Source organism: Pseudomonas imrae (assembly GCF_046352735.2).
GTDB lineage: Bacteria > Pseudomonadota > Gammaproteobacteria > Pseudomonadales > Pseudomonadaceae > Aquipseudomonas > Aquipseudomonas imrae.
Genome location: NZ_CP110853.2, coordinates 4977799 through 5000455 on the forward strand (window position 1 = coordinate 4977799; position 22657 = coordinate 5000455).

Consider the following 22657-nt stretch of genomic DNA (forward strand, 5'->3'; position numbering starts at 1 on the left):
GAAACTTAACTCCGGAAAAATTCAATTCAGTGGTGGCCGCAGCCCTCACCCCAGCCCTCTCCCGATGGGAGAGGGGGCAGATCGGCGGCGGTCTTGAGTAAGCGTTATTCGCCCCAGACATCCTTGAGGACGTTGACCCAGTTCTCGCCCATGATCTTGCGTACCACTCGCTCGTTGTGACCGCGCTTGAGCAATGTCTCGGTGAGGTTGGGGAACTCGCCCACGGTACGGATACCCAGTGGGTTGATGATCTTGCCGAAGCTGGTCAGGCGGCGGGCGTAGCCCTTGTCGTGGGTCAGCATCTCGAAGAAATCCTGGCCATGGCCCTGGGTGAAGTCGGTGCCGATGCCGATGGCGTCTTCGCCGACGATGTTCATGGTGTATTCGATGGCTTCGGCGTAGTCGTCGATGGTCGAATCGATACCCTTGGCCAGGAACGGCGCAAACATGGTCACGCCGACAAAACCGCCGTGATCGGCAATGAACTTCAGTTCTTCATCGGACTTGTTGCGCGGGTGTTCTTTAAGGCCCGATGGCAGACAGTGGGAATAACACACCGGCTTGTTCGACTCGAGGATGACTTCTTCGCTGGTCTTGGAACCGACATGGGACAGGTCGCACATGATGCCGACACGGTTCATCTCGGCAACGATCTCGCGACCGAAGCCCGACAGGCCGCCATCGCGCTCGTAGCAACCGGTGCCCACCAGGTTCTGGGTGTTGTAGCACATCTGCACCACGCCCACGCCGAGCTGCTTGAAGATCTCGACGTAGCCAAGCTGGTCCTCGAAGGCATGGGCATTCTGGAAGCCGAAGATGATCCCGGTCTTGCCCTGCTCCTTGGCGCGACGGATGTCGGCGGTGGTTTTCACCGGAATCACCAGGTCGCTGTTTTCGCGGATCAGGGTCTGGCTGGCGACGATGTTGTTGATGGTGGCCTGGAAACCTTCCCACACCGACACAGTGCAATTGGCGGCGGTCAGACCGCCTTTGCGCATGTCTTCAAACAGCTCGCGGTTCCACTTGGCAATGATCAGCCCGTCGATAACGATGCTGTCGGCATGCAATTGCGCTGGGCTCATCAGGCGTCCCCTTATAGGTAACTCATGCGCCGAATCGTCTGCCGGCGCTTTGGGGCCAGCATATGCCCAGGGGCTGACGGAGCCGGGTGCAAAAACGACAGGGGAATTGCCGAAAGCGTCAATCAACGACAAAGGGTGCGCAGACGCGTCTGTCTTGTGCCTGTTCTTTGTCCTACGCTTGAGCCAGAATTTGACCACTAATCGATATGAGACGGCGCAATGAAACCGATTTTCCTGGCTTTGGCATTCATCGCAACGGGCGTCCACGCAGCCGCAGACGCCGAGAGTTCACCGTGCGACGGCATCGAAAACGACAAACAAACCCTGGAATGCGCCAGCTACAACAAAATCACCGCCACACAGTTGCTCGAAGACAACTACCAAAGCCTTCTGGAGCGCCTGGCCGGGATCTATGGCAGCGACCAGAGCGAACTGGCAGACATTACTGCGCGGCTCAAGGATGCCCAGCAGAAGTGGGAAAAACTGCGCGACGCGGACTGCGCGCTGGACACTTTTCCAGCGGTCTCAGGCAGCACGGCGTATGCCATTGCACAGGATGACTGTCTGGCACGGATGAGTGATGAACGGTCGGAGTTCCTGGAGTCGATTGGCCAGGAATGAATACCGCTCCCGCCGCCAACGTGCGGGAACGGCGCGCATGACTCAAGCCATGAAAGGCGACCTGAATGGGCTGCGGACCAATGTCCGGGCCGGTGCATATTCATAGCCCAGCTTGGTGATATCCATCAACTGGCGGATACTGCGCTCCCCCCATGGCTTGATCAGGTCCCCGTAATTGTGCCCCTCCGGAGCGTTGCGCATCGGCGCGTAATGCGGTGCCCACTTTGGTTTGTCCAGCATCATTTGCGCCTGCCAGTCCGCCCACACCTTGTCGATAAAGCAATGATGGAGGAAAAACACCGGATCCTCGGGCGAGGTCATGGCCAACATATTGCCGCCGATCCAAAGATGCACGCGGTTATGCAACTGTGAGCCAGGCGTGCTCACTTGCGGATCGCCACGCTGAGTCACCCAGCCCTCCAGCCGATTGCGAAACCCACGGGTACAGTGTCCTGAATCATAGGGCGGCGTGTCATAAAACCGTTCCTGCATAGCCATCTGTTGATCGGCCCCGGTGGGAAGCGAGTCAACCAACGTCCCAAACTGGCGCTTGAGACCTTTGCCCGGCAAACCGTCCTCGGGGTATTCAGGCACCTCCCAGTTGCCGCTGCTGTAGGCGAACGGCCCGTCCTTCACTCGAAATTGATCTGCAGGATCACCGTTCCCGCCCATCAAATCCGGCCCCCAGACCGGTGACCCTGCAGGGTTGGCCACATCTTCGGTCCAGTCCCAGTAAGGCAGCGCGACTTCGGGATTGATGCCGCGCAGCTCGGTCTCAAGCTGCATCAACATCTCTCGATGCCAAGGCAGGAAGGCCGGCCCGAGGTGGGCACCATTGCGGTAGTCGGGGTCTTGGGGCTCATCGGGATGAACCGTAGGCACCATGACACCGTGGTGCCAGTGGACATATTTGTCGTATTCCCCGAGTCTTTTGAGTTCCAGCAAGCTATCGATAAACGCCTGTTTCTCGGAGGCGGTCAGCGAGCGGATATTCTTCCTGATGATCATTGTGCAACTCCCTTCTCAGAAAGCCCGATGGACCCGCCCTCGAGCTGTAAGTTGGTTCTTTCAACTCAATCTAAGTGGGGTATGCATGAGGGTCTACTGTCAGAAATAACAGGTTGGCCCGCTTCCCGGACGGATGGTCAAGGGTTACGATTTTTAGCTCGAGTAGCTTTCGAGTTGGCTTTAGTCATCGCGGTACGCGACCATCCACAGCCTCTAAATCCATTGCAAGGCCATCACATGAAAACCTGCGGCATCGAAATCAAAGGCAGCGAAGCCATCATCGCGATCGCCGCCCTGGACAACCAGGCACTGAGCCACATCCCACTGGCCACCAAGAAAATCGCCCTCGAAGACGACGATGAGGCAGCCAACGTCAAAACCTTCGCCGCCCAGGTAAATACTTTCGTGCGGGAAAATGGCATCACGCGTATCGCGATCAAGAAACGCAGCAAAAAAGGTGAATTCGCCGGTGGCCCCACCACGTTCAAGATCGAGGGTGTGTTCCAGTTGCTCGAAGGCTGTGAAGTGACGCTGCTGTCGCCGCAGACCATCAACGCGCAGAACAAGAAACACGACTTTGCCCTGCCGGCGACGCTGAACAAATACCAGCACGAAGCGTTCAAAACCGCGTGCTCGGCCCTGGTAAAAAAGTAAGCCCCACCACACCTTGTGTGAATGACCAATTGTGGGAAGCGGGCTTGTGTGGGAGCGGTCCACTCACACAGTTGGCTATTCACACCAGCTCTGGCCGCCGATCCTCTCTCGGGCACTTGGCAAACCTTGCGCGATAGCTGCGGGTGAAATACGAAGGCGACTCAAACCCGCAGGCAATGCTCACTTCCAGCACGCTTCTGTCGGTCTGGCGCAGCAATTGCCGGGCTTTTTCCAGGCGCAGGCCGAGGTAGAAATTGCTCGGGGTATCGTTCAGGTGCAGGCGAAACAGGCGTTCCAACTGGCGGCGTGTAACCTTGATCGATTCGGCCAGCGCCAGGGTGCTTAACGGTGGTTCGGTGTGTTGCTCCATCTCGCCAATGACCTGTACCAACTTGCGGTTGGTGATGCCGTAGCGCGTGGCGATTTGCATGCGCTGGTGGTCTTTGCGTGGGCGGATGCGGCCGAGCACGAATTGTTCGGAGACCTGGATCGCCAGATCCGCGCCGTGAACCTGGCTGATCAGGTCGAGCATCAGGTCGATGGACGCCGTGCCGCCAGCACAGGTGATCCGTCGGCGGTCGATTTCGAACAGCTCCTGGGTCACGGTGAGTTTTGGATAGGACTCCTTGAAGGCGTCGATCGCCTCCCAGTGCAGCGTCAGCCGATGGCCATCGAGCAAGCCCGCCTCGGCCAGCACACAGGCGCCGGTGTCGATGGCGCCGAGGGTAACCCCGTCATGGTCGAGGCGGCGCAACCAGTGCTCCAGTGCCGGGGTGGTGAATTTCAGCGGCTCGAAGCCGGCCACCACCAGCAACGTCGCGCCCTTCTTCAGCGGCTCCAGCGCCGCGTCGGCGTTGACCGACATGCCGTTGCTCGACAGCACCGGGCCGCCATCGGTACTCAACACCTGCCAACGGTACAACTCACCGCGAAACCGGTTGGCGACGCGCAGTGGCTCCATCGCGCTAATAAAGCCAATGGCGGAAAACCCCGGCATCAGCAAAAAGTAGAAATCCTGGGGCATGGTCGCACTCGTGGGACGGGTAGCGTGGTCACTGTGATACGCCAGTTCAATCGGCCATTCAAGAGTGCAGGTCGCTGCAGTGCAAGAGGTGGTCGCCGCCGTGCGTTTTGTCGCGCTTCAAGCTGCGTAACTTGGCCTTACGACGCGCCAAGACGCCGCCCCCACAATAACAACCTGCCGAGGGCTCCACCATGAACCGACTGATCAGCCGCTGTGTGCTTGCACTCAGCGCCGCCTTGAGTACCAGCGTATGGGCGGCGGATGCCGCATCCTGCAAAAACGTGCGCATGGGAGTAGTGAACTGGACCGACGTAATCGCCACCAGCGCCATGACCCAAGTGTTGCTCGATGGCCTCGGCTACAAGACCAAACAGACCAGCGCGTCCCAGCAAATCATCTTCGCCGGGATTCGTGACCAGCGCCTGGACCTGTTCCTGGGCTACTGGAACCCGCTGATGACCCAGACCATCACCCCGTTCGTCGAGGCCAGGCAAGTGAAGGTGCTCGACAAACCCAGCCTGGAAGACGCCCGCGCGACTCTGGCGGTACCGACTTATCTGGCCGACAAGGGCTTGAAAACCTTTGCTGATATCGCCAGGTTCGACAAAGAACTGGGTGGCAAGATCTACGGTATCGAGCCAGGTTCGGGCGCCAACACCCAGATCAAGGCGATGATCGCCAGGAATCAGTTCGGCCTGGGCAAGTTCCAATTGGTGGAATCCAGCGAGGCCGGCATGCTCGCTGCCGTGGACCGCGCGGTACGCCGCAAGGAGGCCGTGGTGTTCTTCGGCTGGGCGCCACACCCGATGAACGTTAACGTCGCCATGACTTATCTGGGCGGCAGTGAAGATGCCCTCGGGCCGGACGAAGGCCGGGCAACGGTCTGGACCGTCACTGCGCCGACTTACGCAGAGCAATGCCCGAACATCCACCGGCTGCTGACCAACCTGACCTTCACCGCGGCCGACGAGAGCCGGATGATGCAGCCGCTGCTGGATCACAAGGACGCCCTTGAATCCGCCAGGCAGTGGCTCAGGGATCACCCGCAAGACCAGCAGCGCTGGCTGGAAGGCGTCACCACCTTTGAGGGCAAGCCGGCGGCGAGCCATCTGCAACTGAACAGCAAATAACTTTTCCCTGTCACCGCTGCGCAGCCCATCGCGGCTGCGAACGGCACCCTCATGCCTGTAAGGAAGCCGATTCATGAACCACGACGTCATCATTACCTGCGCACTCACCGGGGCTGGCGACACGAGCGCCAAGAGCCCGCACGTGCCGGTCACCCCCAAACAAATCGCCGCCGCTGCCGTCGAGGCGGCCAAGGCCGGCGCGACGGTCGTGCATTGCCACGTACGTGATCCGCACACCGGCAAATTCAGCCGCGAGGTGGCGTTGTACCGCGAGGTGATGGAGCGCATTCGTGAGGCGGATGTCGACATCATCGTCAACCTCACTGCCGGCATGGGTGGCGACCTGGAAATAGGTGGCGGCGAGAACCCCATGGAGTTCGGCCCCAATACCGATCTGGTCGGCCCGCTGACTCGGCTGGCGCATGTGCAAGAGCTATTGCCGGAAATCTGCACCCTGGACTGCGGCACCCTGAACTTCGGCGATGGCGACACCATTTACGTGTCTACTCCCGCACAACTGCGAGCGGGCGCCAGGCGCATCCAGGAACTGGGAGTGAAGGCCGAGCTGGAGATCTTCGACACCGGGCACCTGTGGTTCGCCAAGCAGATGATCAAGGAAGGCCTGCTGGATAACCCGTTGTTTCAACTGTGCCTGGGCATTCCGTGGGGCGCACCGGCAGATACCACCAGCATGAAAGCCATGGTCGACAACCTGCCGACAGACGCCGTGTGGGCCGGCTTTGGCATCGGCCGCATGCAAATGCCGATGGCGGCCCAGGCCGTGCTGTTGGGCGGCAATGTGCGGGTTGGCCTCGAGGACAACCTGTGGCTGGACAAGGGCGTGCTGGCGACCAACGGGCAACTGGTGGAACGCGCCGGGGAAATCCTCAGCCGCCTGGGCGCACGGGTCATGACGCCGGCCGAAGGTCGAATCAAGATGGGCCTCACCAAACGCGGCTGACCACCTGCCAAAACCTGATCAAACATGTGGGAGCAAGCCCGCTCCCACATTTGAACCGGTGACTACATAAAACCTGCGAATTTCCAAGGAGCGTCACCATGAGTTTTATCACCCAAATCAAAACCTTCGCCGCCCTGGGCAGCGGAGTCATCGGCAGCGGCTGGGTGTCTCGCGCCCTGGCCCACGGCCTGGATGTGGTTGCCTGGGACCCGGCGCCCGGCGCCGAAGCGGCGCTGCGCAAACGCGTGGCCAACGCCTGGGGCACCCTGGAAAAGCAAGGCCTGGCCCCGGGTGCGTCCCAGGACCGCCTGCGGTTTGTCGCTACCATCGAGGAGTGCGTGAAAGACGCCGACTTCATCCAGGAGAGCGCTCCGGAACGCCTGGAACTGAAACTCGAACTGCACAGCAAGATCAGCGCGGCAGCCAAGCCCGACGCATTGATCGGGTCCAGCACGTCGGGACTGCTGCCGAGTGAATTTTATGAAGGCTCGACCCATCCGCAACGCTGTGTGGTCGGTCACCCGTTCAACCCGGTTTACCTGTTGCCGCTGGTGGAAGTGGTGGGTGGAAAACACACGGCGCCCGAGGCCGTGCAAGCAGCGATCAAGGTGTACGAATCCCTCGGCATGCGCCCGCTGCATGTGCGCAAGGAAGTCCCCGGCTTTATCGCCGACCGGCTACTGGAAGCGCTATGGCGCGAAGCGCTGCATCTGGTCAACGATGGCGTGGCGACCACCGGCGAGATCGACGATGCGATACGCTTTGGTGCCGGTCTGCGCTGGTCGTTCATGGGTACTTTCCTGACGTACACATTGGCGGGCGGCGATGCCGGCATGCGCCACTTCATGGCGCAATTTGGCCCGGCGCTGCAATTGCCGTGGACGTATCTGCCGGCGCCCGAGCTGACTGACAAACTGATCGACGATGTGGTTGAAGGAACGAGTGAACAGTTGGGCAGCCGCAGTATTGCGGCGCTGGAACGCTATCGTGATGATTGCTTGCTGGCGGTGCTGGAGGCGGTGAAGACAACCAAGGCCAAACACGGCATGAGCTTCGCCGATTAACCCGCCCCCACATTTTTATCGCGTACACATGGGAATTCGAGTCATGCCTGTACTGACCACCTACACCACAAAAATCATTCCCGACTGGGTCGACTACAACGACCATCTGCGCGACGCGTTCTACTTGCTGATCTTCAGCTATGCCACCGACGCGCTGATGGACATCCTGGGGCTGACCAGCGAAAACCGCGACGCCAGCGGTCATTCGCTGTTCACCCTGGAGTTGCACCTCAACTACCTGCACGAAGTGAAGCTGGGGGCGCAAGTCGAGGTCCATACCCAAGTCATCGCCCACGACCACAAGCGCCTGCACCTCTATCACAGCCTGCATCTGGTCGGCGCTGGACAAGAGCTGGCCGGCAACGAGCAAATGCTCTTGCACGTGGATCTTGCAGGGCCTCGTTCGGCACCGTTCAGTGCGGCGGTATTCGCTCAACTGACGGCTATCGCCGACCAACAGGCCGACCTGCCAAGGCCCCCATTGCTCGGCCGTGTCATTGGCTTGCCCGGCAGATAAAAAAAGCCCCGATCAAGCCGTGACAAGATCGGGGCAGAATGTTTTGTGTGAGCCGTGCATCCGAGGGTGACCAAACCGCCAGGCTGCTTGCTTGAGACCAGTGTGCCCACTCTTTGCAGCGTCGAGTTAGCCGAAAACGACCTGTTCATAGGTGTCACAGTCATCCTTGCATTCAGCCCTTGCCGAGCCGCTGATGGCCCACCAGAATCGACCTCGACCTCCCGCTCTCTTCACCAGGATGAACGTCATGATGCATGCGGATTTGATTGACCAGCATGACCTGCTGAACCAACTGCGCTCGCTGGGCTTCGAGGTATCGAGCGATGCCACCGCCGAGCAGGCCTGCGAGTGTGCGGTACGCGGCTTGAGCGAGGCGCGGGCCAAGGCACTCAAGGGCATGGTTGAACAGATGTACACCGGCAGGGCGACGATCTTACCGGCGGTACGCCAGGCGATCGACAAGCAGTTGCTGCCGGCTTTGGTGGCGTTCAGGCAGGGTTCCGGAGCCTGATACACCTCTATCGCGAGCAAGTCTGCTCCCGGATTTTTGACTTGTGAACACAGTCAAATGTGGGAGCGGCGGTGCGACGATTCGACTTGCTCGCGATGCAGACGCCTCGCTCTACAGCCTTACACTGGCAAACGTCGACTCATTGCGCGCCTGGCTCAATGCCGACATCGGTCCCGACAGCGGTGACAACACCAGCGCTGTCGGAATCGGCATCATCGCCACTTGCTGGGTAGTATTGGAGCCAACGCGCTCATCCCGAGGCGGAATGCCGAAGTACTCGCGGTAGCACTTGGAGAAGTGCGGCGTGGAAACAAATCCGCACACCGAAGCCACCTCGATGATCGACATCGGCGTTTGCTTGAGCAACTGCCGTGCACGGATCAGGCGCAGCTTGAGGTAATAGCGCGACGGCGAGCAATGCAGGTACTTCTGGAACAGCCTTTCCAGCTGACGCCGGGATACCGCGACGTACACCGCAAGCTCATCCAGGTCGATAGGCTCCTCCAAGTTGGCTTCCATCAGCGCGACGATTTCCTGCAGCTTCGGCTGGTTGGTGCCGAGCATGTGCTTGAGCGGCACACGCTGGTGATCCTGTTCGTTGCGGATGCGTTCGTAGACGAACATCTCGGAAATCGCCGCCGACAATTCACGGCCGTGGTCGCGGCTGATCAAGTGCAACATCATGTCCAGCGGCGCGGTGCCACCGGAACTGGTGAAGCGATTGCGGTCGAGCGTGAACAAGCGCGTGCTCATCGACACGCGCGGAAAAGCTTCCTGCATAGAGGCCAGGCATTCCCAGTGCACGCTGCAATCAAACCCGTCCAGCAGGCCTGCACAAGCCAAGGCCCAACTGCCCGTACAGACTGCGCCGAGGCGGCGCGACTGACGGGCCTGGCTCTGCAGCCAGGACACGTGCTCACGAGTTACCGTGCGCTGAATACCGACGCCACCGCAGACAATCACAATGTCCAGGGCCGGTGCTTTGTGGATGGAGGCATCAGGAGTGATTTGCAGTCCATCGCTGGCCCACACCTGGTTTCCGTCGACACTCAAGGTGGTCCAGCGATACAGCTCGCGACCGGACAACTGGTTGGCCATGCGCAGCGGTTCCACTGCGGAGGCCAGGGAAATCAGGGTGAAATTGTCCAGTAGCAAAAAGCCGATAGATTGAGGCGCACGGTTCTGGGGTTGGGTCCCGGAGTTGAACGTCGTCATCGCGGTATCTCCTCACACAAAGCGGGTAATGGCCTCAGGCGAGGCTCTTGTTATTGCGCTCTTCATCCTTCAGGAGAGAGGCTTTGAGTTGATAGAGCAAATGCCATGCCTAAAATTGAATGCCTATTCAATAACTCCTAAAAACGACCTCATGACGTGTCTATATGAGCCCGCGCACCAGGTGTGGGATATGTTCAAAAAAGCCTGTAGGAACAGCCCTGCCGAGGGGTGTGAGCAGAACGGTAGCACTTGTGGGAAGGCGCTTTGAGCGTGTAGGGGAAGTCTGTCACCCCACGCACAGGTGGCAGGTGATCGCCAAGAAGTCGTTCGCAAGCTACTTATCTAATTGCGACGCGCCAAAAGGTGGCACTGGGGGACTGTGTGTTCACTTTATGAGCAGTATTGCCTGCAACATCGTATCGCGAGCAAGCCCGCTCACACATTCGACCGAGTCCTCTTGGCGAACCGCAAACCAAATGTGGGAGCGGGCTTGCTCGCGATGGCAAGCACCACGGTCCTGCTGACTCAACACTCCACAGCACTCACCGCCAACCCGCCCCGCGAAGTTTCCTTGTACTTATCGTGCATGTCCGCTCCGGTATCGCGCATGGTACGGATTACCCGGTCGAGCGAAATGAAGTGCTGGCCATCGCCGCGCAATGCCATTTGCGCGGCGTTGATCGCTTTCACTGCCGCAATCGCATTGCGCTCGATACACGGCACCTGTACCAGGCCGCCTACCGGGTCGCAGGTCAGGCCCAGGTTGTGTTCCAGGCCGATTTCCGCCGCGTTGCACACCTGCTCCGGCGTTGCACCGAGAATCTCTGCCAGCCCAGCTGCCGCCATGGCGCAGGCTGAACCGACTTCGCCCTGGCAACCGACTTCAGCGCCGGAGATCGAGGCATTCTTTTTACACAGAATCCCTATCGCCGCCGCCCCGAGCATGTAGTCCACCACGTTGGCCTCGGTGACTTCTTCGCTGAACTTCATAAAGTAATGCAGCACCGCCGGAATGATCCCTGCGGCGCCATTGGTTGGCGCTGTGACCATGCGCCCGCCGGCAGCGTTTTCTTCGTTCACCGCCAGGGCGAACAGGTTGACCCACTCCATGGCACTCAAGGTCGAACCGATCACATTGGGCTTGTTCAATTCCTGCAGGCTGCGATGCAACTTGGCCGCCCGCCGCCGGACATTCAGGCCGCCAGGAAGAATGCCTTCATGCTTGAGGCCTTGTTCGACACAGTCCTGCATGGCGCGCCAGAGCTTCATCAGGCCGCTGCGGATATCCTCTTCGCAGCGCCACACCTTTTCATTGGCCAACATCAGTTCGGCGACCCGCAGGTTGTGGGTCTTGCACAGGCTCAGCAACTCCACCGCGCTGGAAAAATCGTAAGGCAGTTCGGTGTGATCCGTGTCGGCTACGCCACTGCTGGCCTGGGCTTGATCCACTACAAACCCACCACCCACCGAATAGTAAGTGTCGCGGTGTAACTCAACCTCATCGCCAAACACCACCAGGGTCATGGCATTGGGATGGAACGGCAGGTTTTCGTCGATCAGGCGCATGTCCCGCGGCCATAGAAACGGCACGGGAAAATGGTTATCCAGCAACAGCGTATTGGTCTCGCGCAAGGTATCGATGCGCACACCGATGAGCGAAGGATCAATTGCATCCGGCCATTCGCCCATCAAGCCCATGATCACGGCGTTATCGCTGCCATGTCCGATGCCTGTGGCCGACAGCGAACCGTAGAGTTGAACTTCAATGCGCTGCACCCGTTCCAAAAGACCTCGATCGCGCAGCCCCTGGACGAACAGCGCCGCTGCGCGCATGGGGCCGACGGTATGAGAACTGGACGGGCCGATGCCGATCTTGAACAGGTCGAAAACGCTGATTGCCATTGCCGCGAAACTCCTCGATAGCACAGGCCAGACGCAGTAACGCCTGGTGGCGGAGCTGCTACGCTCAAGTCGCCCGATGGCGGCATCATCAGCCTTTCGCCGCTCCATCCGGCGTCTCACACCGACATACCCATGCTCGCCAGCGTCGTCCTCGTGGAATGGAGCGCAATGGCCGTTTTTTGCGGTTCAGATCGAGAAAAAGTGCAGTTTGGGCGTTGGAAAAACCTGTATGCGACGTCACCGACACTGGATACGACCATCCCTGTACTGGATACGACGCACCCTGTAGGCGTCAGATTTTCACTGGTACATGATCAGTGTCGACTCGTTTGCAAGGCATCGAGGCTGCGCCTTTACCGCACGCCCCAACTGCGACACTTATAAAGCGCGGCGAATGCCGCCAGAAAAAAGACACAGGAGTCTCCCCCCATGAAAGGTTCACCCTCGTTGTTGTTGGCCGCCATGCTGAGTCTGCCCGTCCTGGCGCATGCTGCAGAACCGGAACAATGCAAGACCGTCAACTTCTCCGATGTCGGCTGGACCGACATTACCGTCACTACCGCGACCACCAGCGTCGTGCTTGAAGCCCTCGGCTATAAAACCAAGACCACAATGATTTCCGTTCCGGTGACTTACAAGTCCCTGGCCGACGGCAAGAACATGGACGTTTTCCTTGGCAACTGGATGCCAACCATGGAAAACGACATCAAGGCGTACCGAGATGCCGGCACGGTGGACACCGTGCGCGCCAACCTGGAAAACGCCAAGTACACCCTGGCGGTACCCGAGGCGCTTTACAACAAGGGCCTGAAAGATTTCGCCGACATTGCCAAGTTCAAGAAAGAGCTCGGCGCCAAGATCTACGGTATTGAACCTGGCAACGATGGCAACCGCACCATCCAGAGCCTGATCGACAAAAATGCTTTCGGCCTTAAGGATGCAGGGTTCAAAGTGGTCGAGTCCAGCGAAGCGGGCATGTTGTCCCAAGTCGAGCGCGCCGAGCGGCGCAATACGGATGTGGTGTTCCTGGGCTGGGAACCACACCCGATGAATACCCGCTTCAAGATGAAGTACCTCACCGGCGGTGACGACTCGTTCGGCCCCGATTACGGCAAGGCCACTATCTACACCAACACCCGCAAAGGCTATGTCGAGGAATGCAGCAACGTCGGTCAGTTGCTCAAGAATCTGGTCTTTACCCTGGACATGGAAAGCACCCTGATGGGCAATGTCCTGGACGACAAGATGAAGCCCGATGCAGCCGCCAGGGCCTGGCTGAAAAACAATCCGCAAGTACTCGATGCCTGGCTTGCCGGTGTTACCACTATCGATGGCAAACCCGGGATGGAGGCCGTGAAAGCTTACCTCGCCAAGTAAACGCTGACCCCGGGCCGGCGTATCGGCCCGGGATGTTTTCCCTCTTCGCATGTGGACATTCACTACCATGCTGACTGAACAGAAAATTCCCCTGGGCCAGTACATCGCTGCCTTCGTTGATTGGTTGACGCAAAACGGCGCCGACTACTTCGACGCAATCGCATCGACGCTGGAAACGATGATCCACGGCGTGACGTTTGCGCTGACCTGGTTCAATCCGCTGGTATTGATCGGTCTGATTGCGCTGCTCGCTCACTTTATTCAACGTAAATGGGGACTGACGGTTTTTGTCATCGCCTCTTTCCTGCTGATCCTCAACCTGGGCTACTGGCAGGAAACCATGGAGACCCTGGCGCAGGTGCTGTTTGCCACTCTGGTGTGCGTGGTCATCGGTGTGCCGCTGGGCATCGTCGCCGCACACAAACCCATGTTTTTCACGGTCATGCGGCCGGTGCTCGATCTGATGCAGACCGTACCGACCTTCGTCTACCTCATTCCTACCCTGACCCTCTTCGGGCTGGGTGTGGTGCCCGGCCTGATTTCTACAGTAGTGTTCGCGATTGCCGCGCCAATCCGCCTGACCTACCTGGGCATCCGTGATGTACCGCAGGAATTGATGGACGCAGGCAAGGCATTTGGCTGCTCGCGCCGTCAGTTGCTCTCACGCATTGAACTGCCCCACGCCATGCCGAGCATTGCCGCCGGCATTACCCAATGCATCATGCTGTCGTTGTCGATGGTGGTCATCGCCGCACTGGTAGGCGCAGACGGCCTCGGCAAGCCGGTGGTCAACGCGCTGAACACCGCCGACATCGCCCTGGGCTTTGAAGCCGGCCTGGCGATTGTGCTGTTGGCCATCATGCTCGACCGCATCTGCAAACAACCCGACGCCAAAGTAGGGGGTGATGCATGAGCATTATCCGATTCGACAATGTCGACGTGATCTTCTCCAAAGACCCACGCGAAGCGCTCAAGCTGCTGGACCAGGGCATGAGCCGTAACGAGATCCTGAAAAAGACCGGGCAGATTGTCGGCGTTGAAAAAGCCAGCCTGGATATTGAAAAAGGCGAAATCTGCGTGCTGATGGGCCTCTCCGGCTCCGGCAAATCCAGCTTGCTGCGTTGCATCAACGGCCTCAACACGGTGAGCCGTGGCCAGTTGTTCGTCGAGCACGAGGGTCGGCAAATCGACATTGCCTCGTGCACGCCCGCAGAGCTGAAAATGATGCGCACCAAGCGCATCGCCATGGTCTTCCAGAAGTTCGCCCTGATGCCTTGGCTGACGGTGCGTGAAAACATCAGCTTTGGCTTGGAAATGCAGGGTCGCCCGGAGAAGGAACGGCGCAAGCTGGTGGATGAAAAGCTGGAACTGGTAGGCCTGGCCCAATGGCGCAACAAGAAGCCCGACGAACTCTCCGGCGGCATGCAGCAGCGCGTCGGCCTGGCCCGCGCGTTGGCCATGGACGCCGACATCCTGTTGATGGACGAACCTTTCTCGGCCCTCGACCCGTTGATCCGCCAAGGCCTGCAGGATGAACTGCTGGAACTGCAACGCAAGTTGAGCAAGACCATCGTGTTCGTCAGCCACGACCTGGACGAAGCGCTGAAACTGGGTAGCCGGATTGCGATCATGAAAGACGGCAAGATCATCCAGTACAGCGTGCCGGAAGAGATCGTACTGAACCCGGCGGATGACTATGTGCGCACTTTCGTCGCCCATACCAACCCGCTGAACGTACTGTGCGGTCGCAGCCTGATGCGCACCCTGGACAACTGCACCCGCGTCAACGGTTCGGTATGCCTGGACCCAGGCGGCGACTCGTGGCTGGACCTGGCGGAGGGCAACACCATCAAGGGCGCCCGCCAGAATGGCCTGGCGATGAACCTGCAGAACTGGGCACCGGGGCAGGCCGTGGAGGGGCTGGGCCGGGTACCGACGCTGGTGGATTCGAATATCGGCATGCGCGATGCGTTGCAGATTCGCTATCAGACGGGCAACAAGCTGGTGCTGCATGACAACGACAAGGTGGTGGGGATCCTGGGAGACAGTGAGCTGTATCACGCCCTCTTAGGCAAAAACCTGGGTTAAGCCCCACCGCAAAGCAAATGTGGGAGCGGGCTTGCTCGCGAATGCGGTGGATCAGTAACAGATGTACTGACTGACACACCGCATTCGCGAGCAAGCCCGCTCCCACATTTTCATCGGCTTATACAGTGAACAAACGGCGCCGGTGAAGGCGCCGTTTGTTTCAACTATCAGCTATACACCCGGCCAAGGAGCTGCCGATGGCTTTCGAACTGATCGAGCACATCCCGGGCAATCTGCTCCCGGGTGAAGCCCATCAGGTCATATTCCTGAGGCCCGTTGTGCAGGTAGACCTCGGCACGGTAGTAACGGGTGCGCTCTTCCTCGGGCAGATCCTGCGGCGCCGCCGAGTAGCCATCCAGGCTCACTTCATAAACGAACGGATTGCCTTCCTGCATCTCGATCCGCACACCAATGCAACGCTTGGATTTACCCAACAAGGTCTGCACTTGCAACCCTTGCTCACCCAACGCAACCGCCGCGTCTTCCAGCGCTGGCGTCACGTGCTTGTCCATGAAGCGCTGCACGGTGGCCTGGCTCGGTTGCAAATCCAGCGCGGTCAAACGCTCGCTGAAGCCACGACGCCCACGCTCGGCCAGCTGCGCTTGCTCCTGTTCGATCGCCACATCCTGGCGCATGGCCTTGTGCAAACCGAACATGAAGAAGATCAGCACTACCGAGAATGGCAGGCCGGCCAGCACCACCATGGTTTGCATGGCTTCAAAGTTACCGGCGAACAGCAGGCCGATAGTCACCAGGGTGATGACCGCCGACCAGAAAATCCGCAACCAGTGCGGCGCATCTTCATCGACGTTGCCGCCCTTGCAGGACAGGTTCGCCATCATCACGGCGCCAGAATCCGCAGGCGTCAGGAACAACACAAAACCTACAAAAATCGACACGCCGATGACCACTTTCGACGCAGGGTAATACTCCAGCAACTGGTAGATCGCCATCGATGGCTGTTCCAGTGCGGTCTTGCCCAACTCCACCGCACCGTGGTTCAACACCAGGTCCAGGGCCGAGTTACCGAAGATCGACAGCCATGCCAGGGTAAAGCCCAACGGGATCAGCAGTACGCCAGCCACCAGTTCACGCACCGTACGCCCACGGGAAATACGCGCGATGAACATGCCCACGAACGGCGCCCAGGAAATCCACCAGGCCCAGTAGAACAGGGTCCACAAGCCCATCCAGCGCTCGGATTTCTCGCCATCGCCTTCGTACACATACAGGTCGAAGGTTTTCAGCACCAAGCCGTTCATGTAGTCGCCAACGTTCTGCACAAAACCGTTGAGCAAATGCAGGGTCGGACCGAACAGCAACACGAAAATCAGCAGGCCGCTGAACAGTACGATATTGAGGTTGGACAGCCGGCGGATGCCGTTCTCCACACCCGATACTGCGGCGATGGTCGCCACGGTGCTCATCACAATGATCACGATCAGCAAGTTGGTGTTGCTGTGCTGCATGCCGAACAGGTTTTCCAGCCCCGACGACACTTGCATCGAACCAATCCCCAGGTTCGTTACCAGGCCCAGCAGCGTCACGAACATACCGAAGCCGTCCACCGCGTGACCGGCTGCGCCTTTCACCCAACGCTCGCCCACCAGCGGGTACAGCGCCGAGCGCAAGGCCAGCGGCTGGTTATGGCGGTAGGCAAAGTACGCCACGGCCAGGCCCACCAGCGCATAGATCGCCCAGCCATGCAGGCCCCAATGCAGGAAGGTCAACTGCAAGGCCTGGCGTGCGGCCAGTTGAGTACCGGCGACGCCTTCGGGTGGGTTGTAGTAATGATCCAGCGGCTCGGACGCACCGAAATACAGCAGCGAAATGCCGATCCCCGAAGAGAACAACATGCCGGCCCAGGCGCCGTAGCTGAAGTCCGGGGTGTCATCCTTGCTGCCCAGCTTCAACTTGCCGTAGGACGAAAACGCCAGGCCCACTACAAACACCAGGTAGGCGGCGATAACCACCATGTAATACCAGCCAAAACTTTTCGAGAGCCAGGTCTGGGCCACACCCAGCATTCTGCCGGCCTCTTGCGGGGCGATAATCAAAATCGCGGTCAGCAACAGAATCAGCGCGGTAGAGGTGTAGAACACCCAACCGTTGACCCGGACCTTTTCCGGCGGGGTCTTTATAAGAGAGGCAGAACTCATGGCACAGATGCTCCAGGCAGTGCGAGAGAAGAACGCAAGGCAGCGCTTGACCCATGCCATCGTTTTTTCGGCAGGCGACGGACGGGTGTTATAAAGACATCCCGAAAACTCCCGCACCCCAGCGACGCGCTGTCATGGGCTGTTTCAAGGGTTTTCGCGGATGTCGGATGTGTTTGCCCACATGTAGGAAATACCTGTAGGCAGCGACCATTTGTCGCAGATCTTATTCTTTGTTGATTGAACGTTCAATCAAAACAAAATAGACTGGCCCTCAAGCCGACGAACGTTTACGTCCGCCGGCAGGCCTAAGGAAGAGGTGCTACATGCCCAAGGTCGGTATGCAACCCATACGCCGCCAACAGTTGATCGAAGCCACGCTGACGGCCATCGATCAGGTTGGGATGGGAGATGCCAGCATTGCGCTGATCGCCCGTCTGGCCGGCGTTTCGAACGGCATCATCAGTCACTACTTTCAGGACAAGAATGGCCTGATTGCCGCAACGATGCGGTACCTGATGAATGTCCTGATCGAGAACGTCCACGAACGTCGGCGCGCCTTGGAGGATGACAGCCCGCGGGCACACCTCCAGGTGATTATCGGAGGCAACTTCGACGCCAGCCAGGTCAACGGCCCGGCGATGAAAACCTGGCTGGCCTTCTGGGCCACCAGCATGCACCACCCGTCTTTGCACAGGTTGCAGCGGATCAACGATCACCGTCTGTATTCCAACCTGTGCTGCCAGTTCCGCCGCGTGTTGCCACTGCCCGAGGCACGCAGCGCAGCCCGCGGGCTGGCGGCCCTGATCGACGGTTTGTGGTTGCGCGGCGCCCTGTCGGGAGACGCTTTCGACACGGAGCAGGCGCAACGGATCGCTTACGAATACATGGATTTCCAATTGGCCAAGCAGGTGAGTTAGAGCACACATAACCGCTCAACCCCTGAACGTCCGTCGCGCAGTGTTGCCACATCCATATGGCCCACTGTTCAGCGGGTAACGCCAACCACTTATGCACTTGCGAGGACTTTATGGCCCGTTTCGAACTGCAAAAACTCTACATTGACGGCGGCTACAGCGACGCTGGCAGCGACGCCACCTTCGAAGCCATCAACCCGGCTAACGGTGAAGTTCTCGCCAACGTGCAACGCGCCACTAAAGAAGACGTAGAGCGCGCAGTGGTCAGCGCCGAAAAGGGCCAGAAAATCTGGGCCGCGATGACTGCCATGGAGCGTTCGCGCATCCTGCGGCGCGCCGTGGAAATCCTGCGCGAGCGCAACGATGAACTGGCCGCCCTGGAAACCCTGGACACCGGTAAATCCTTCTCCGAAACCAAGTACGTCGACATCGTCACCGGTGCCGACGTGCTGGAATACTACGCCGGCCTGGTGCCCGCCATCGAAGGCGAGCAAATCCCGCTGCGCACCACTTCGTTCGTCTACACCCGCCGCGAGCCGCTGGGCGTGGTGGCCGGTATCGGCGCGTGGAACTACCCGATCCAGATCGCCCTGTGGAAATCCGCCCCGGCCCTGGCGGCCGGTAACGCGATGATCTTCAAGCCGAGCGAAGTCACCTCTCTGACCACCCTGAAGCTGGCCGAGATCTACACCGAAGCCGGCGTTCCGGATGGCGTATTCAACGTCCTGACCGGCAGCGGCCGTGAAGTCGGCACCTGGCTGACCGAGCACCCGCGCATCGAGAAAATCTCCTTCACCGGCGGCACCGACACTGGCAAAAAAGTCATGGCCAGCGCTTCCAGCTCCTCGCTCAAAGACGTGACCATGGAACTGGGCGGCAAGTCCCCGCTGATCATTTTCGACGACGCCGATCTGGATCGCGCCGCCGACACCGCAATGATGGCCAACTTCTACAGCTCCGGCCAGGTCTGCACCAACGGCACTCGCGTGTTCATTCCAAAGCACCTGCAAGCCGCGTTCGAAGCCAAGATCGCTGAACGCGTTGCGCGCATCCGCGTCGGTAACCCTGAAGACGAAAACACCAACTTCGGCCCGCTGGTCAGCTTCGCCCACATGGAAAGCGTGCTCGGCTACATCGCCAAAGGCAAAGCAGAAGGCGCACGCCTGCTGTGCGGTGGCGAGCGCCTGACCGACGGCGAATTCGCCAAGGGCGCCTTCGTCGCACCGACCGTGTTCACTGACTGCACCGACGAGATGACCATCGTTCGTGAAGAAATCTTCGGCCCGGTGATGAGCATCCTCACCTACGAGACGGAAGAAGAAGTGATCCGTCGCGCCAACGACACTGACTTCGGCCTGGCTGCGGGCCTTGTGACCAAGGATCTGAACCGTGCCCACCGCGTGATTCATCAACTGGAAGCGGGTATCTGCTGGATCAACGCGTGGGGCGAGTCCGACGCGAAGATGCCGGTCGGCGGCTACAAGCAGTCGGGTGTTGGCCGTGAGAACGGCATCAGCTCGCTGAACAACTTCACCCGCATCAAATCGGTACAGGTTGAGCTGGGCGACTACGCATCAGTGTTCTGATGAGCCTCAAGCGGCAAGCTTCAAGCTGCAAGTAAAAGCAGTTTGGTTTGCCGCACCTCCCAGATACACCGCTCGCTGCTCTTTCTTGCAGCTTGAAGCTTGGAGCTTGCCGCTCTCAAGGAGACCCCATGACTCAAGAATATGACTACATCATTGTTGGCGCAGGATCAGCAGGCAACACCCTTGCCACCCGCCTGACCGAAGACGAAGGCGTCACCGTCCTGCTGCTGGAAGCCGGCGGTCCTGACTACCGCCTGGACTTCCGTACCCAGATGCCAGCCGCCCTGGCATTCCCGTTGCAGGGCCGCCGCTACAACTGGGCCTACGAAACCGATCCAGAGCCACACATGGATGGCCGCCGGATGGAATGCGGTCGCGGCAAGGGCCTGGGTGGCTCGTCGCTGATCAACGGCATGTGCTACATCCGTGGCAACGCCATGGACTATGACAACTGGGCAAAACTCCCAGGGCTTGAAGACTGGACGTACCTGGACTGCCTGCCCTATTTCAGAAAAGCTGAAACCCGGGACATCGGCCCCAACGACTGGCACGGTGGCGAAGGCCCGGTCAGCGTGACCACGCCAAAGGCCGGCAACAACCCGTTGTTCCACGCCATGGTTGAAGCCGGCGTGCAGGCCGGTTACCCGCGTACAGAAGACTTGAACGGCTACCAGCAGGAAGGCTTCGGCCCGATGGACCGTACCGTCACGCCAAACGGCCGTCGCGCCAGTACCGCCCGTGGCTACCTGGACACCGCCAAGAAGCGTTCGACACTGACCATCGTGACTCACGCGCTGACCGACAAGGTTCTGTTCGAAGGCAAGCGTGCCGTTGGTGTGCGCTATCTGATCGGAGCTGCCGAAGAGCGCGTTGAAGCCCGTGCCCGCAAAGAAGTGCTGGTGTGCAGCGGTGCAATCGCTTCGCCGCAGTTGCTGCAGCGTTCCGGCGTAGGTCCGGCCAAATTGCTGGAAAGCCTCGACATCCCGGTGGTCCATGACCTGCCGGGCGTTGGCGAAAACCTGCAGGATCACCTTGAGCTGTACCTGCAATACGCCTGCACCCAACCGGTCTCGCTGTACCCGTCGCTGCTCTGGTACAACCAGCCGGCCATCGGTGCCGAATGGCTGTTCAACGGCACCGGTATCGGCGCCAGCAACCAGTTCGAAGCGGGCGGTTTTATCCGTACCCGTGAAGATTTCGAGTGGCCGAACATCCAGTACCACTTCCTGCCGGTAGCGATTAACTACAACGGCAGCAACGGTGTGAAAGAGCACGGTTTCCAGGCGCACATGGGCTCCATGCGTTCGCCAAGCCGTGGTCGTATCCAGCTGAAGTCGAAGAACCCTCGCGAATACCCGAGCATCCTCTTCAACTACATGGCGACCGAACAGGACTGGCAGGAGTTTCGTGACGGCATTCGCCTGACCCGCGAAATCATGCAGCAGCCGGCACTGGACCAATACCGTGGCCGCGAAATCAGCCCGGGCATCGAGGTGCAAACCGACGAGCAACTGGATAAATTCATCCGCGAGCACGCCGAAACCGCGTTCCACCCGTCCTGCTCGTGCAAGATGGGCACCGACGAAATGGCCGTGGTCGATGGTGAAGGTCGCGTGCATGGCATGCAGGGCCTGCGTGTGGTCGATGCCTCGATCATGCCGATCATCACCACGGGCAACCTGAACGCGCCAACGATCATGATCGCCGAGAAAATCGCCGACAAGATCCGTGGCCGCCAGCCGCTGCCGCGCAGCACCGCTGACTACTACGTGGCAGGCGATGCGCCGGTGCGTGGCAAGCCGATGCGTGAAGTAGGCCCTAGCGCGCAGTAACTGATACACCGCGGTGCCCTTATCGCGAGCAAGCCCGCTCCCACATGCTGATTTGTGAATACAGTCAAATGTGGGAGCGGGCTTGCTCACGATGGGTCCCGACCAGCCAGCACAAACCTTCTGAGCCCCTTCCTACACTGCCCCACCCTTGATCCCACCCCCCGCGCAGGCCTAATCTAGTCCCTCGCGCAAACGTTTCACCTTCCTACCGACACGCCGGCTTCTGCCTGGCCACGAGGCTTTCTCATGTTTGATGTCGTTTCTTCGAGCAAATGGCCTACCGGCTTTCTGATCAATCCAAACGTTGAACCGCTGGACCCCAAATGGCTGAAGGAATTCAGCAAGATCCCCGCGGCTGCCGTCAGCGATTGCCTGGGGCGTAACGTCGGTGGCCTGGGCCTCAAGGCGTTCCATGGCAATGCACCGATGCTCGGCAGTGCGCTGACTGTGCGCGTGCGCCCGGGTGACAACCTGATGATTCTCAAAGCCATGCAAATGGCACGTCCAGGCGATGTACTGGTGATTGACGGCAGCGCCGACCTGACCCGGGCGGTGTTCGGCGGCATCATGCGCGCCATGGCCCTGAAGGCCGGCATCGTCGGTGTGGTGATCAACGGCGCCCTGCGCGATCTTGACGAATGGCAGACCGGTGAGCTGCCGGCCTACGCCATCGGCGGCGTACATCGTGGGCCGAGCACCGACGGCGGCGGCGAAATAAACGTGCCGATTTCCTGCGCCGGTATGCTGGTGGCCCCCGGCGACCTGATGATCGGTGACGGTGACGGCGTGGTGGCTGCATCACGCAGCGAACTGCCGGAACTGCTGGTACGTTGCCACGACCTGCTGGCCCGCGAGCAAGCTACGCTGGCGGCCATCGAAGCCGGAACCCTGGACCCTGACCGTTTTGACGCGATCCTGCGCGCCAAGGGTTGCCCGGTCTAAAGCCAAGGCAAAAGCATCGCAGGCAAGCCAGCTCCCACCTTTGAATGTGCCCACAAATCAAAATGTGGGA

20 protein-coding genes are annotated in these 22657 nt (G+C 59.6%); 14 read left to right on the forward strand and 6 right to left on the reverse strand.

Features of this window, described 5'->3' with window-relative positions; translation table 11 throughout:
- Window positions 1–104: 104 nt before the first annotated feature.
- Window positions 105–1082, reverse strand: a complete 978-nt coding sequence (locus OQ460_RS22725; RefSeq protein ID WP_410019523.1) for a dipeptidase — start codon at window positions 1080–1082, stop codon at window positions 105–107.
- A 219-nt stretch (window positions 1083–1301) separates the two neighbouring features.
- Between OQ460_RS22725 and OQ460_RS22730 the strand changes: the two genes are divergently transcribed.
- Window positions 1302–1703: a lysozyme inhibitor LprI family protein gene (locus OQ460_RS22730; RefSeq protein WP_410019524.1), complete on the forward strand. Its 402-nt coding sequence runs from the start codon at window positions 1302–1304 to the stop codon at window positions 1701–1703.
- 42 nt (window positions 1704–1745) lie between these two features.
- Here the strand turns inward: OQ460_RS22730 and OQ460_RS22735 are convergent, their stop codons facing one another.
- Entirely contained in the window at window positions 1746–2711 is a 966-nt protein-coding gene (locus OQ460_RS22735) for a tyrosinase family protein (protein WP_410019525.1), read from the reverse strand.
- Window positions 2712–2948: 237 nt separating this feature from the next.
- On the opposite strand from OQ460_RS22735, the gene OQ460_RS22740 reads away from it, so the two are divergent.
- Window positions 2949–3365, forward strand: a complete 417-nt coding sequence (locus OQ460_RS22740; RefSeq protein ID WP_410019526.1) for a DUF3010 family protein — start codon at window positions 2949–2951, stop codon at window positions 3363–3365.
- Between the two features lie 79 nt (window positions 3366–3444).
- On the opposite strand, the gene OQ460_RS22745 is transcribed toward OQ460_RS22740, so the two are convergent.
- The gene (locus OQ460_RS22745) at window positions 3445–4389 is read right to left on the reverse strand and encodes a GlxA family transcriptional regulator (RefSeq protein WP_410019527.1); all 945 of its coding nucleotides are present in this window, start codon (window positions 4387–4389) and stop codon (window positions 3445–3447) included.
- Window positions 4390–4580: 191 nt separating this feature from the next.
- On the opposite strand from OQ460_RS22745, the gene choX reads away from it, so the two are divergent.
- The 5 genes from choX to OQ460_RS22770 all read left to right on the forward strand — a co-directional run bounded on the left by choX (window position 4581) and on the right by OQ460_RS22770 (window position 8572).
- Window positions 4581–5519 carry a choline ABC transporter substrate-binding protein gene (gene choX / locus OQ460_RS22750; protein ID WP_410019528.1) on the forward strand — a complete coding sequence of 313 codons (939 nt, stop codon included), beginning with the start codon at window positions 4581–4583 and terminating at the stop codon, window positions 5517–5519.
- A gap of 73 nt (window positions 5520–5592) precedes the next feature.
- Window positions 5593–6480, forward strand: coding sequence for a 3-keto-5-aminohexanoate cleavage protein (locus tag OQ460_RS22755; RefSeq protein ID WP_410019529.1), 888 nt, complete (start codon window positions 5593–5595; stop codon window positions 6478–6480).
- 98 nt (window positions 6481–6578) lie between these two features.
- Window positions 6579–7544, forward strand: coding sequence for an L-carnitine dehydrogenase (locus tag OQ460_RS22760; RefSeq protein ID WP_410019530.1), 966 nt, complete (start codon window positions 6579–6581; stop codon window positions 7542–7544).
- 43 nt (window positions 7545–7587) lie between these two features.
- Window positions 7588–8061 (forward strand): thioesterase family protein, encoded by a 474-nt coding sequence (locus tag OQ460_RS22765; RefSeq protein ID WP_410019531.1) that lies wholly within the window; start codon window positions 7588–7590, stop codon window positions 8059–8061.
- Between the two features lie 247 nt (window positions 8062–8308).
- Window positions 8309–8572, forward strand: a complete 264-nt coding sequence (locus tag OQ460_RS22770) for a hypothetical protein (protein ID WP_410019532.1) — start codon at window positions 8309–8311, stop codon at window positions 8570–8572.
- A 111-nt stretch (window positions 8573–8683) separates the two neighbouring features.
- On the opposite strand, the gene OQ460_RS22775 is transcribed toward OQ460_RS22770, so the two are convergent.
- Both OQ460_RS22775 and OQ460_RS22780 read right to left on the reverse strand, forming a co-directional pair.
- The gene (locus OQ460_RS22775; protein ID WP_410019533.1) at window positions 8684–9787 is read right to left on the reverse strand and encodes a GlxA family transcriptional regulator; all 1104 of its coding nucleotides are present in this window, start codon (window positions 9785–9787) and stop codon (window positions 8684–8686) included.
- A 525-nt stretch (window positions 9788–10312) separates the two neighbouring features.
- Window positions 10313–11689 (reverse strand): L-serine ammonia-lyase, encoded by a 1377-nt coding sequence (locus OQ460_RS22780; protein WP_410019534.1) that lies wholly within the window; start codon window positions 11687–11689, stop codon window positions 10313–10315.
- A 429-nt stretch (window positions 11690–12118) separates the two neighbouring features.
- On the opposite strand from OQ460_RS22780, the gene OQ460_RS22785 reads away from it, so the two are divergent.
- The 3 genes from OQ460_RS22785 to choV all read left to right on the forward strand — a co-directional run bounded on the left by OQ460_RS22785 (window position 12119) and on the right by choV (window position 15154).
- Window positions 12119–13066 carry a choline ABC transporter substrate-binding protein gene (locus tag OQ460_RS22785; RefSeq protein WP_410019535.1) on the forward strand — a complete coding sequence of 316 codons (948 nt, stop codon included), beginning with the start codon at window positions 12119–12121 and terminating at the stop codon, window positions 13064–13066.
- Window positions 13067–13133: 67 nt separating this feature from the next.
- Window positions 13134–13979, forward strand: coding sequence for a choline ABC transporter permease subunit (gene choW, locus OQ460_RS22790; protein ID WP_410019536.1), 846 nt, complete (start codon window positions 13134–13136; stop codon window positions 13977–13979).
- Complete coding sequence (choV, locus tag OQ460_RS22795; RefSeq protein ID WP_410019537.1) at window positions 13976–15154, forward strand: choline ABC transporter ATP-binding protein; 1179 nt, start codon at window positions 13976–13978, stop codon at window positions 15152–15154. The genes choW and choV overlap by 4 nt, the downstream gene beginning before the upstream one ends.
- Before the next feature lie 167 nt (window positions 15155–15321).
- Here choV and OQ460_RS22800 read toward each other — a convergent pair whose 3' ends face one another.
- On the reverse strand, window positions 15322–17256 hold the full coding sequence (locus OQ460_RS22800) for a BCCT family transporter (protein WP_410022086.1): 1935 nt from the start codon (window positions 17254–17256) through the stop codon (window positions 15322–15324).
- 380 nt (window positions 17257–17636) lie between these two features.
- Here OQ460_RS22800 and betI point away from each other — a divergent pair, with 380 nt between their 5' ends.
- From betI to OQ460_RS22820, 4 genes are all read left to right on the forward strand, one after another.
- Entirely contained in the window at window positions 17637–18230 is a 594-nt protein-coding gene (gene betI / locus OQ460_RS22805) for a transcriptional regulator BetI (RefSeq protein ID WP_410019538.1), read from the forward strand.
- Window positions 18231–18340: 110 nt separating this feature from the next.
- Window positions 18341–19813, forward strand: coding sequence for a betaine-aldehyde dehydrogenase (gene betB, locus OQ460_RS22810; protein ID WP_410040573.1), 1473 nt, complete (start codon window positions 18341–18343; stop codon window positions 19811–19813).
- Window positions 19814–19941: 128 nt separating this feature from the next.
- Window positions 19942–21645 carry a choline dehydrogenase gene (betA, locus tag OQ460_RS22815; RefSeq protein ID WP_410019539.1) on the forward strand — a complete coding sequence of 568 codons (1704 nt, stop codon included), beginning with the start codon at window positions 19942–19944 and terminating at the stop codon, window positions 21643–21645.
- Window positions 21646–21891: 246 nt separating this feature from the next.
- Entirely contained in the window at window positions 21892–22587 is a 696-nt protein-coding gene (locus OQ460_RS22820; protein ID WP_032858688.1) for an RraA family protein, read from the forward strand.
- Window positions 22588–22657: the final 70 nt, after the last annotated feature.